The following is a 12,214-nucleotide window of genomic DNA, read 5'->3' on the forward strand; positions in this document are numbered from 1 at the left end:
AAAAAGCTGCCGGAAATTTATCCGGCAGCTTTTTGTGTTTTAGTCGTCAACCTGGGACGGGACAGGCAAAAAAAGGCTGCCCGTTAAGGCAGCCTCAATGATCAGAAAATCAATTTCCGTATTGTTATAGTATGCTATTCCTTGATTTTCGGAATACGCTCGTCGATAAGCTTAAGAGCAATACCTTCTGTCCCCATCAGATCGAACAGGTCCAGTGCTTTGCGCATGATCTGTTCTTCTTCCATCTGTTCTTTGACGAACCACTGTAAAAAGTTCTCCGTAGCAAGGTCATTCACTTTACGGCATTTCAGGACGATATTGTGAATAGACTTGGTAATCGCTATTTCCTGTTCCAGCGCCGACTCGAAAATACCTTCGAGAGAATTGAAATCGTGGGTGATATCGGTTACTTCCGGAGAGATTGCCATTCCGCCGTTATCATTGATGAATTTAAATATTCTCATCATATGATCCCTTTCCTCTTTGGATTGGTTATAAAAAAATTCGGCACTGTTTTCCAAAGCGTTATGATCGCACCAGGAAGCCATGGCCAGATATATGGAAGACGAATGGGCCTCTTTAGCGATCTGTTCGTTTAACAGGTCCATGACATCTACATTTATACTTAATCTTTGTCTTACTAAATCTTTCATCGGTCTGATTTTAATATTACGCGCTCTTAAATCTTTTACTTATCTGATCCAAAGATACGAAAAACAAACCCTAACTCGCTCATACACAGCAAATTTGTAACCGGTCTAAGACTAAATATAAATAAGGAGGAAATAAAACTGCGGAAAGTTGTAAGACAGGGCTATACCGTAACCAGGGCGTGAAGTTCGGACATGGCAAATATTCCCTGTACAAACATTTTTAGGTCAATGACCTCCAGGGTATCCAGAATGAAAAGATGTTCCCTGTTACAGAGTGTAAGTATCTCTATACCGTGACGGTTCAACTCGGAATCAAAGTGTGCATCCAGGTCCATAGCCAATACTTTCTGCCGGAAAGCCAGTAATTGACAAAAAGACATCCTGATCTTCTTTCCCCGGATATCCACAAAAAAACAGCGCCCCTTCTCGGGTTGATATGCCGTATAATACCTAGATTTAAATAATATCGTCTCCATTACGGCAGCGAAATTAATTATTATTTAGAATAAATACAAACTGATTGGTCATTTTTAACATGGGGTGGGTTATAGGTTGCAGGTTGCATATTGTATGAATTCCGATAGATTTCTGAGCGGAGGCGGCTGAGTGACAGCCGAAGGCTGTTGTATCGAAGCCCCGGGTTACAGGTTTAGTAGTAACACAAAGCTTCACGGAGCAGACACAAAGAACAACAAAGTACAATTGCTCCGTGTTCCTCTGTGTTTTCTTAACGTGTCTCTGCGTTACAACTTTTCCACTCTTGCAACCTGAAACCTGGAACTTGTAACCTACCCCTCTTCACAGCTGTATCTGCCTGTCGATCTGCTGGTTCAGGGAAATAAATGTTTCCGTACGGGAAACCCCTTCAATGGTCTGGACCTTGTCATTGAGCAGGTACATGAGATGCTCGTTGTCTTTACAGAGTATCTTTATAAGTATACTCCAGTTCCCCGTAGTATAATGGCATTCCAGTACTTCGGGGATCTCCTTTAATTGTTTAACCGCCTCCGGGTTTCGCATGGCCTTATCCAGATATATACCAATAAAGGCCATGGTGGAATATCCCAGTACTTTCGGGTTTATAACAAACTTGGACCCGGCGATGAGGCCGGATTCGTCCAGTTTACGCAACCGCTGGTGAATGGCTGCGCCCGAAATACCGATCTTACGCGCTATTTCCAGGACAGGCTTCCGCGCATCGTTCATCAGGGAACGGAGAATCTCCTTGTCTATCCCGTCAATTTCTACCGTTTCATTAATAATCTTCATAGCACAGATATTAAATTGCAATTAAATATACGACATTTGCAATACTTTTGTGCTCCAAAACGCTATTATATTAACAAATTATAGATATTACGAGCTTTTCCGATTGTATTATTAATGGTAGCTCCGCAGCTCTTTTTTAACCTGCCACATTATGCGGATTGTATCCCATATAGGGCCCTTGTTTTTCCCGGAACACAACTCCCTGTTTTTCCAGTTCCTTTAAAATTGGCCCGTATACCTCCTTTTTCAGGGGTATCTGCACGCCCGGAGTGGTAATCCATCCTTCGAGTATTTGTAATGCAGCCATGGCAACAGGTAATCCGACAGTTTTGGACATTGCCGTAAATTTACGGTCCTCCCCTGTTACCACCATACTGGAATCGATCTGGAACTTTTTACCTTCCAGTTCATAGCCGAATTTATGGTACATTACTATCATATCCTTATCATCTTCTTCCAGGCTCCAGCGCTCTTCCAGTATCTTTTGAAGTACCTGTGCCGGTGTGGCTCTGCTGAGTTCCACTTTTTTATCACGGCTGAACAATCCCAGCTCCTCCAGTTTGTTCCACATAATATCATCCTGGTCGATCTTCAGATAGTGCCGCATTTTCAGCTCCACGGAGTCCGTCGGGGAATAGGGTAAAAACGCGTTGACAAAATCGCGATAGCTCATGTTCTCCGAATCTTCCATGACGTAGCTGTCATCGGTCATCCCCAGCTGAACGAACATATTCCACGCCCTGGAAAACCCTACCCTTCTCATGGTACCCCTGTAAAGTGTAAGTACATCTTCAAGCCCGTATGCCTCCCTGTATTTCAGTGAATCCCTGTTGGCATAGGCTTCGAATTTCCCGTAGCCTTCCACATCGAGAAATTCGGTACGGCGGAAAAGCTTGTGGTACGGGATATACTTGTAAGTGCCTTCCTGGATAAACTTCGCTGTTCCCCCTTGCCCCGCAACAACAACATTTCTTGGGTTCCATGTGAATTTATAGTTCCACAGGTTATTATCACTCTCCGGCGCAACCAACCCCCCGCAGAACGACTCAAAAAGCAATATTTTTCCACCACGCTCGCGAATACGGTCTATCACATGCATGGCACTCATGTGGTCTATGCCGGGGTCCAGGCCTATCTCGTTCATAAAAACAAGCCCCTTCTTCTTTACTTCCCCGTCCATGGCCTGCATTTCGTCACTCACATAAGATGCCGTCACCAGGTGCTTGCCGAAAGTAATACAGTCTCTGGCAACCTCAACATGAAGCCTGGCCGGCAACATGGAAATGACCAGGTCTGACGCATTCACCGCCTCCTCCCTTTGCTTCCTGTCGAAAATATCCAGACGGATACCGCGTATATGAGGATAAGACGCTTTTAACTTTTCCAGGTTACCCGCATCAATATCCCCTACTGTTAGACGTATACCTTTCTGCCGTGATTCTTTTGACAGGTAGTCGATAAGATATGATGTGGATTTTCCCACTCCGACGATCAAGATGTTTTCCATATTACTTTTCTGATGTATTTTTGTATTGGTTTAAACTACTGTTATTAATTTTTATAACACGAATGTAGTAAATTGTTATATTTATAAAAAATTACAGCGGAATTAGTTGGTTTTACCATCCGCTGTTCTCCTCAATACATACTATGAAAAAAGCTATTCTTCTTACTGCCGCACTTTTCGGTCTTCTTGCTATCATACTGGGAGCTTTCGGGGCTCATGCCTTAAAATCCGCCATCGGGACCGAGGCTATTACAACCTTCGAGACCGGCGTCAAATATCAAATGTACCACGCCTTGTTCCTGCTATTCGTAGGTAACCTGTCCGTACTGTCCGAAAAAGCCAGGAATACCATCTACCTGTTGGTGACTGCCGGGGTCATTCTCTTTTCGGGGTCCATATACGGGCTTGCGACCAATAACCTCACCTCTTTTGATTTTAAAACTATCGGTATCGTCACCCCGATAGGAGGGACATTATTGATCGTCGCCTGGGGAGTTTTGTTTTTTAACTTTCTTAAGCTCAAAACCAAATAAATATAACACTATAACGATTTCGTTTGGATTAATTTTTACTTTTGTAGTGTAAAAACACACACACTAACTATTTTGTAATGATTAACAACACACTAAACACTAAAACGATTTCGTTAGAGGCGTACGGCATTAAAGATGCCAGGGTTCGTTATCAGCTTTCTCCACAGAAGCTGCATGAGATTACTCTCCGTAAAGGACAGGGCAAAGAAGCCTCTTCCGGGGCTCTTGCCATCAATACCGGCGAATTTACCGGAAGATCCCCGAAAGATCGTTTCATCGTAAAAGACGATATTACGAAAGACAAGGTATGGTGGGGTGATATTAATATTCCGTTTGAAGAGGAGCACTTTGACCGGTTGTATAAAAAGGTGGCGCAATACCTTTCCGGAAAAGATATCTACGCGAGGGATTGCTATGCCTGCGCAGATCCTGATTACCGCACAAATATCCGTGTGATTACGGAGTGCCCGTGGAGCAATCTCTTTGCCTACAACATGTTCCTCCGGCCAACACAGGATGAACTGGAAAACTTTGAGGCCGAATGGACGGTAATCAACGCTCCCGGCTTTCATGCCAACCCTTCGGAAGATGGTACCCGGCAACACAATTTTGCCATTCTCAGCTTTTCCCGTAAAATAGTCCTTATCGGCGGTACCGGCTATACCGGTGAGATCAAAAAAGGAATCTTTTCTGCCCTTAATTTCGAATTACCCGTATTTAAGAACACGCTTCCCATGCATTGCAGTGCCAATGTGGGTAAAGACCTGCGAACAGCTATTTTCTTCGGACTTTCGGGTACCGGAAAAACAACATTATCCGCCGATCCGGAACGCAGACTTATAGGTGACGACGAACACGGATGGACTGCGGAAAATTCCGTATTCAACTTCGAAGGCGGATGTTATGCAAAGGTTATTAACCTATGCGAAGAAAACGAACCGGACATATACCGGGCCATCAGAAAAGGGGCTTTGCTGGAAAACGTTATCCTCAACGACAAGGGCGAAGTCGACTTTGACGATACCTCCATAACTCAAAACACCAGGGTAAGTTACCCGATTAACCATATCCAAAACATCCAGGAACCCTCAATCGGGTATAATCCCGGAAATATATTTTTTCTTACGGCAGACGCATTCGGTGTCCTGCCCCCTATTTCCAGGCTTACACCCGGTCAGGCGGCATATCATTTTATCTCCGGTTATACCGCCAAGGTAGCGGGTACCGAAGCGGGTATCAACGAACCCGTACCTTCCTTCTCCGCATGTTTCGGAGCTCCGTTCATGCCCTTGCATCCCACCGAATACGCAGAGATGCTCAGTGCCAAAATGAAAGAGACAGGGGTTAACGTATGGCTGGTAAATACCGGATGGACCGGCGGACCTTACGGTACAGGCTCGCGCATGAAACTGCGCTATACCAGGGCCATGATATCCGCTGCCCTTAACGGACAACTGGAAAAAGTGGCTTTTGAGAAACATCCCGTATTCGGACTGACCGTACCGCAGGTATGTCCGGAAGTACCTTCGGAGATACTCAACCCGAGAAATACATGGAAAGATGCAGCGGCCTACGACAAACAGGCAGAAGCACTCTCCGGGGCCTTCAGAAAAAACTTTTCCAGGTTTGAGGCCTATGCCAGCGAAGAAATTATGAGTGGCGCTCCTCTTTAAGGCGCATATAAACCGGCAGAATCAAAAAACCCCCGGCACACAACCGGGGGTTTTTATATTTTGAATATTCCGTCTACTTCTTATTGGCCTCCGAGATATATTTTTCCAGCGCCATTGTCATAGATGGTGTCTCCGGCGTCGGAGCCTGTATATCTATACGAAGCCCCGCATCATTGGCCGCCTTTACCGTTGTATTACCAAATACCGCTATCCGCGTATCGTTCTGCTTAAAGTCCGGAAAATTCTTGAAAAGGGACTCTATTCCCGAAGGACTGAAGAACACAAGGATGTCATAGTAAACATCCCTCAGGTCCGAAAGATCGCTGATTACGGTCTTGTAAAGAACCGCCCTTTTCCATTCTATTCCCAGCTTGTCCAGTGTTTCCGGAACATCCGGTTTCAACACATCCGAAGAAGGCAGTAAAAATTTCTCGTCCTTGTATTTTTTTATCATAGGGGCAAGATCCTGGAAAGTACGCTTCCCTACATAGATCTTGCGTTTCCGGTAAACCACATATTTCTGCAGGTAATAAGCTACCGCTTCGGACTGACAGAAATACTTCATCGTATCCGGTACTTTAAAACGCATTTCTTCCGCGATCCGGAAAAAATGGTCTACGGAATTCCTACTGGTAAGAATAATAGCAGTAAACTTGGTTAAATCTATTTTTTGCTGCCTTACCTCCTTTGCATTAACTCCCTCGACATGAATAAAAGGCCTGAAGTCTATTTTTACTTTTTGCTTTTCTACAAGCTGTAAATATGGTGAATTTTCTACTTTAGGTTCCGGCTGGGAAACCAAGATTGTTTTCACTTTCATATTAACCATTTGTTTGATATCCTTAACTGAAAAATGCCGCTCGGGCAATAATCAGATAAGGTGCTATTTCCAGTGCGCAAAGATACAAAATAAAATAAAACAACTTCTTCAACAGAAATTTTTGATGTTTTTTGAACATCCGCCCCCATGCAATGATATTTAATAAAAGAAACAGGCCGATTGTTACAAATAAGATAACCTTCTTATCCATCGGGTTGTAAATAAGCAGCGCTATGAAAGGTAGTAATATGATGGATACCAGGTTCCTGTACGTCAACTTGTAAAAATTGTACTGCTCAAGAAAGTAGTTCAGGTCAAATATGGTAGCGATGATCTTTTCCAGATAAAACTTGAACAGAACAAACAATCCCAGCCCCGTAATAATTAACAATAAATTGATATTGCCAGGAACAAAACCGAGATATTCCAGTGTAAGTTTAAGGAGCATACCAAAAACAATCAGCTGCACGATAAAAAGCAGAATGTTGAACCTGTTGATACTGGGTTCCTGTTCTTTTCCGTATAGCTTTAAATACTTATCCGAGAAAAAGGTTTCCAGAAAACGCTGAAATTTTATTTCATGGGTAATTTTGGCAAAAGTGATCAGGGCAATACAACCGATGAGCAAAATAGTCTCCACAGTGTATTTATCTACCTCCCTGTACAGTATTTCCATATCCATGATCTCTGCTTTTATCGCTTAGGCATTCCCTTACTGATTTTCTATCGGAATTATATCTCCCTGGAACCCCGAAGGATATCCGTATTCGGATACGGATATCCTAAAAAATACGCCGTCGTTCAGATTCCGGGTACTGTCCATCACGCCATTGAGCCGTATGCTGCTCTCCCCGCTCAGCACTTTGGTCTTTCCGGTATTCCCCAGGGAAATATTCACCGTATCCTTGATCCGTCGTTTTTCATCGAGCACGAGGCCGTAAAGTTTCAGGTCCTGGAATGCCACTCCCTCGTTATAGGGGTTTATCAGGGTCAGGGAGAGCGTATCTTTTCCCCGAACCACTTTTTCATTGTCCACCCGGCATATCAGTTTGCGGAAAGACCGGAAATCTTTTACAAACTTTCCTCTCCATACATGTCCTTTCCCCTTTCCGATACGCACCTTTATTACAGAGTCATAATCCTTGCGCCCGGTAATATAGGCTACCTTTCTATGCTGGAACTTGTATTCGGAACTATCTATATCGTACTGGTTCTGCCTGTGCTTTACACTGTTCAGCGAATACACCGGTACCCGTGAGTAGAAACCATACATACTGGCACTGCGGTAAGAATCTTCAAAAACAACCGGGAGGCCTCCCGTCTTTTCATAGAGCTTCTGCGCCCATCTTTTATTTCCGTGACTCTCATACTTTATCGGGGAGATGTTTTCATTGACCAGTATCACCCTGGCCATAGACAATACTACCAGCGAGATAATACTTGTAATTCGCAGCCACTTCCTGAATCCCGGCCGGTCCAAAGCATACCGGAAAGCGAAAATAATCAGTGGTAAAACCGTGAGAAGCGGCCATTGTGCCTGTGTTTTCCGGTTAAAGGAAGACAGGAAGAAAAATGCGATAATCCCCCAGGCGGTAAAAACAAGTGCCCTGTCAAAAGCGTGATTTTTCAGGGAAGCGAAACGGGTGAATTTATATAATGCCCAGTATATCAACGGGAAGGAAAACCCGAGAACCACCAGTACGTTTACCAGATAATTCAGCGTAAATTTAATCTTATAGTTGCTGTTTGCCCTTCCGGACAAATGGTATTTTAAAGAAACAAAATCGGTTTCGTTCAACCAGTAAAAATGCGGGATATAAAGGACCAGGGCGAAAACCGCTGCCATCCAGAAACGATATCTCATAAGGATTTTCGGATTGGACAGTATAACAAACCCGATAAGAAGGATCGCATGATATTTACTGTACATCATAGCCGCCATGGAAAAACCCAGTACAAGTATGATACGTATATCCGGCCGTTGCAGGAACTTTTTATACGCATACAGGAACAAAGCGCCGAAAAACAGCAGCGGTGTATCCGGGAGCATAAAAAAACCATAGGCGTTAAACAAGGCAACCGAAGCAGAAAGCAGGATAAAGATCCACATATGGGCATACTTTCTGGGGTCGTCTATCGCCTTCCAGAGCAGGAAAATAGTCCCGGAAAACAGAAACGGCGCAAAGAAACGCACCCCCAGCTCATTGTCGAATAACGCTGTTCCCACAGCTGCAAAAAAAGCAACCATCGGCGGATGATCGAAATAGCCCCAGGCGAGATTCCGGGAAAAATACCAGTAATAAGCCTCGTCATATATCAGTTGGGTAGTCCCGCTCTGGACCAGGTTTATGAAGGTCAGTATTCCTAAAAAAAGCAGTAATAATTGGTCTTTTCTTTGCGCAATGCTCATACTTCCGGAAAATTTCAAGCAAAAATACTTAATAATATATGAGAATAATACACTATTTTAGCCTTAAAACAGTTCTGTATATCAAATATTCTCCAGCCATAATAGTTAAAAACGAAGGAAATTCTATTTTTGCATCTCAGTTAAAAATTTTATGCGAACGGACGGCCTGGTGATTATCCCTACATATAACGAAATTGAGAACATAGAAGCCATTATCAGGGAAGTTCTTCTGCTGAAAAAAAATTTTCACGTCCTGATCGTGGACGATAATTCCCCGGACGGCACGGCAGCAAAGGTCGAAGAACTCCAACAGGAATTCCCGGCACGTCTTTTTCTCGAGGAACGAAAAGAAAAATCCGGCCTGGGAACAGCGTATATCCACGGTTTTAAGTGGGCACTACGCAGGGGATATCCGTACATCTTTGAAATGGATGCCGATTTTTCCCATAATCCCCGGGACCTGGTGCGCCTGTTCAATGCCTGTTCTCTTCACGGGGCCGATGTTGCCATAGGCTCGAGGTATGTAAAAGGGGTAAACGTAGTAAACTGGCCCATGAAACGGATACTCCTCTCTTACGGGGCATCATTTTACGTAAAATTTATAACGGGAATGCGTATCCATGACCCCACGGCAGGTTTTATCTGTTATAAAAAAGAGGTCATCGAAAGCATTGCCCTCGACAATATACGGTTTGTAGGTTATGCGTTCCAGATAGAAATGAAGTTTCGTGCCTTCCTGCAAAAATTCCATATCGTAGAAGTCCCTATTATTTTTAAAGACAGAGAAAAAGGCAATTCCAAGATGAGCGGTAAGATTATCAATGAAGCTGTTTTCGGCGTATTGTCCATGAAACTGCGTAGCCTGTTCAAAAGGAAGGGATTTTAACAGAATAAAAAGCATAAGTACGCTAAATATTCCATAACTTATTATTCGTGAATCAAAGAGCGGCTTAAAACAACATTTTTATAAAAGTGCAGCCGTTTTCCGGGCCGTTTCCCGGAAAGTTGTAAAACAGAGACTCCATGAAAACACTGATCAAGAACGCCGTTGCGGTAAATGAATTCCGGAAATTCGAAACGGATATTTTAATTGAAAACGAGATCATTGCCAAAATCGATAAAAATATCTCCGCTACGGATTGTACGGTAATTGATGCCGGGGGAAAATATCTTTTTCCCGGTGCCATTGATGACCAGGTGCATTTTCGCGAACCGGGCCTTACCCATAAGGCAACCATAGAAACCGAAAGCAGGGCTGCCATTGCGGGAGGAATAACCTCCTTCATAGAAATGCCCAATACCAGTCCGCAGACCACAACCATAGAAAAACTGGAAGAAAAGTTCGGTATTGCTGCCAATACCTCTTCCGCCAATTACTCGTTTATGTTTGGCGGTACGAATGACAACCTGGAGGAAATACTCCGGGTTGATCCGAAATCCTGTGCGGGACTGAAGCTTTTCCTGGGGTCTTCTACCGGGAACATGCTGGTGGATGACGAAAAAGTGCTGGAAAATATCTTTTCCAACACCGATCTGCTGATCTCTGCCCATTGTGAAGACGAGACCACCATAAAGCACAACCTGGAGAAGTATAAAGCCGCTTACGGCGACGACATACCTATCAAATACCACCCTGCCATACGCAGTGAAGAAGCCTGCTACCTGTCTTCTTCCCGTGCTGTTGCACTCGCCGAAAAAACCGGTGCCAGACTGCACGTTTTTCACCTCTCTACGGCGAAAGAAACCGGACTTTTCCGCAATGACATCCCACTTCGCAAAAAAAAGATCACCGCCGAAGTATGTATACACCACCTCTGGTTTTGTGATGACGATTACGACAGAAAAGGGACCTTTATCAAGTGGAACCCCGCTGTAAAAACACCTGCGGACCGCAAAGGTTTGTGGCAGGCATTGCTGGACGATCGTATTGACGTTATCGCAACGGACCACGCACCTCATACCCTCAAAGAAAAGCAAAACATCTATACCCAGGCTCCTTCCGGTGGCCCGCTGGTACAACACGCCATGGTTGCCATGCTGGAAGCCTGTAACAAGGGAAAGATCTCACTGGAAAAGATGGTCGAAAAAATGAGCCATAATCCGGCTATCCTTTTCCGGATAAAACAGAGAGGGTTTATCAGGGAAGGGTATTTCGCAGACCTGGTACTGGCGGACCTCAACAGCCCGCAAACCGTAAGCAGGGATAATGTCTTATATAAATGCGGCTGGTCTCCCTTTGAAGGAACTACCTTCCAGTCGGCAATAACACATACTTTTGTAAACGGTAACCTGGCATATAACAACGGAAAATTCTCCGCGTACCGGAATGTAAAGCGGCTGGAATTCAATCGCTAGAAAAAGAGAAAAAAATGAAGCCAAGGCATATATTCATCTTTACGATCATGCTACTGAGCGTTGCATCGTGCAAAAAAAGATCCGTGGAAAAACCGGAAAATCTCATCCCCAAAAGCCAAATGACGGAGATCCTGCTGGATGTGGCCCTGGTCAATGCCGCCAGGGGTATTGGTATGGATGTGCTCAAAGAAAACAAGGTTATTCCGGATACTTACATTTATCAAAAACACCAGGTAGACAGTCTTCAGTTTGCGGAAAGCAATACCTATTACGCTTCAAAACCCGCCGAGTATGCGGCCATGTACAAAGAAGTGGAAAAGAAGCTGAAGGAAATGAAAGAGGCACAGGATAAAGCCCGGGAAGAAGAGAGAAAAACCGGAAATTCCGGGGAAGCAAAACGAGCCAAAGAAGAAGAAACACAATAAAAAAAGCGTCGTATTTATTACCTACAACGCTTTTATATGGCTATAAGCCTTATTATTTCTTTTTCAGGATAAACATTTCCGAAAGATCACTTTCTATTTCATTTCCTTCCAGGTCAAGGAGCTTAATAAAACCTTCCCCGACAAAGTATTTATGAGGATTTCCTGCCTCGGGCGTAAAGGTGATGGTACTTTCCTCTATATCCCATGTTCCTTCATTCGAAAAAGTGTTTTCTTCTGCTACTCCCAGGTATTCGTTCTCCTCTTTAAATGTACCGTCTTCATTGATGGTAACAGTGAGTTTTATTCCTTCACAGTCCGCACAGGGAATAACACCCTCGTAGACGCCTTCGAAATCCAGGGAATTTGCCGCATTGTGCATATCCGGAACTTCGGGTTCTTCTTCTGTTACCTGTTCTGTCCCCACGCTTTCTGAAGACTGTTTTTCCTTATCCTTGCAGGATACCAGGAGCACCATTACCCCCATAATAACCACAGCACTTAAAACTACTTTTTTCATGTTCAGTGAATTTGCGTTGTTAATTGATATAAACACTACTTTCGGGAAACCG

The 12,214-nt window shown here is 44.0% G+C and carries 13 protein-coding genes; 5 read left to right on the plus strand and 8 right to left on the minus strand.

The genetic code is table 11. The annotated features are described in order from the left end of the window. Positions 1 to 134: 134 nt before the first annotated feature. The 4 genes from ED312_RS15070 to ED312_RS15085 form a co-directional block, all read right to left on the minus strand. Positions 135 to 653: a ferritin gene (locus ED312_RS15070; protein ID WP_123216850.1), complete on the minus strand. Its 519-nt coding sequence runs from the start codon at positions 651 to 653 to the stop codon at positions 135 to 137. 161 nt (positions 654 to 814) lie between these two features. Then, positions 815 to 1,129, minus strand: a complete 315-nt coding sequence (locus ED312_RS15075) for a hypothetical protein (RefSeq protein WP_123216851.1) — start codon at positions 1,127 to 1,129, stop codon at positions 815 to 817. A 322-nt stretch (positions 1,130 to 1,451) separates the two neighbouring features. Next, a complete protein-coding gene (locus ED312_RS15080; protein WP_123216852.1) occupies positions 1,452 to 1,922 on the minus strand; it encodes an Lrp/AsnC ligand binding domain-containing protein in 471 nt (156 codons plus the stop codon). A 136-nt stretch (positions 1,923 to 2,058) separates the two neighbouring features. After that, a complete protein-coding gene (locus tag ED312_RS15085) occupies positions 2,059 to 3,429 on the minus strand; it encodes a saccharopine dehydrogenase family protein (RefSeq protein WP_123216853.1) in 1,371 nt (456 codons plus the stop codon). Between the two features lie 143 nt (positions 3,430 to 3,572). Here ED312_RS15085 and ED312_RS15090 point away from each other — a divergent pair, with 143 nt between their 5' ends. Both ED312_RS15090 and pckA read left to right on the plus strand, forming a co-directional pair. Further along, positions 3,573 to 3,962: a DUF423 domain-containing protein gene (locus ED312_RS15090; RefSeq protein ID WP_123216854.1), complete on the plus strand. Its 390-nt coding sequence runs from the start codon at positions 3,573 to 3,575 to the stop codon at positions 3,960 to 3,962. A gap of 77 nt (positions 3,963 to 4,039) precedes the next feature. Continuing rightward, complete coding sequence (gene pckA / locus ED312_RS15095) at positions 4,040 to 5,635, plus strand: phosphoenolpyruvate carboxykinase (ATP) (protein ID WP_123216855.1); 1,596 nt, start codon at positions 4,040 to 4,042, stop codon at positions 5,633 to 5,635. A 73-nt stretch (positions 5,636 to 5,708) separates the two neighbouring features. Here pckA and ED312_RS15100 read toward each other — a convergent pair whose 3' ends face one another. Genes ED312_RS15100 through ED312_RS15110 form a run of 3 tightly spaced genes read right to left on the minus strand, consistent with a single transcriptional unit; the run spans position 5,709 to position 8,865 of the window. Then, complete coding sequence (locus tag ED312_RS15100) at positions 5,709 to 6,455, minus strand: uroporphyrinogen-III synthase (protein ID WP_123216856.1); 747 nt, start codon at positions 6,453 to 6,455, stop codon at positions 5,709 to 5,711. Positions 6,456 to 6,477: 22 nt separating this feature from the next. After that, complete coding sequence (locus tag ED312_RS15105) at positions 6,478 to 7,137, minus strand: DUF4271 domain-containing protein (RefSeq protein ID WP_123216857.1); 660 nt, start codon at positions 7,135 to 7,137, stop codon at positions 6,478 to 6,480. 30 nt (positions 7,138 to 7,167) lie between these two features. Beyond that, complete coding sequence (locus ED312_RS15110) at positions 7,168 to 8,865, minus strand: ArnT family glycosyltransferase (protein ID WP_123216858.1); 1,698 nt, start codon at positions 8,863 to 8,865, stop codon at positions 7,168 to 7,170. Positions 8,866 to 9,016: 151 nt separating this feature from the next. Here ED312_RS15110 and ED312_RS15115 point away from each other — a divergent pair, with 151 nt between their 5' ends. The 3 genes from ED312_RS15115 (at position 9,017) to ED312_RS15125 (ending at position 11,645) form a co-directional block, all read left to right on the plus strand. Then, a complete protein-coding gene (locus tag ED312_RS15115; RefSeq protein WP_123216859.1) occupies positions 9,017 to 9,751 on the plus strand; it encodes a polyprenol monophosphomannose synthase in 735 nt (244 codons plus the stop codon). A 137-nt stretch (positions 9,752 to 9,888) separates the two neighbouring features. Further along, complete coding sequence (locus ED312_RS15120; protein WP_123216860.1) at positions 9,889 to 11,220, plus strand: dihydroorotase; 1,332 nt, start codon at positions 9,889 to 9,891, stop codon at positions 11,218 to 11,220. Between the two features lie 14 nt (positions 11,221 to 11,234). Continuing rightward, positions 11,235 to 11,645 (plus strand): DUF4296 domain-containing protein, encoded by a 411-nt coding sequence (locus tag ED312_RS15125; RefSeq protein ID WP_123216861.1) that lies wholly within the window; start codon positions 11,235 to 11,237, stop codon positions 11,643 to 11,645. A gap of 52 nt (positions 11,646 to 11,697) precedes the next feature. Here the strand turns inward: ED312_RS15125 and ED312_RS15130 are convergent, their stop codons facing one another. Next, positions 11,698 to 12,162 (minus strand): copper resistance protein NlpE, encoded by a 465-nt coding sequence (locus ED312_RS15130; protein ID WP_170164532.1) that lies wholly within the window; start codon positions 12,160 to 12,162, stop codon positions 11,698 to 11,700. Positions 12,163 to 12,214: the final 52 nt, after the last annotated feature.

It is taken from the genome of Sinomicrobium pectinilyticum, assembly GCF_003725735.1.
GTDB lineage: Bacteria > Bacteroidota > Bacteroidia > Flavobacteriales > Flavobacteriaceae > Sinomicrobium > Sinomicrobium pectinilyticum.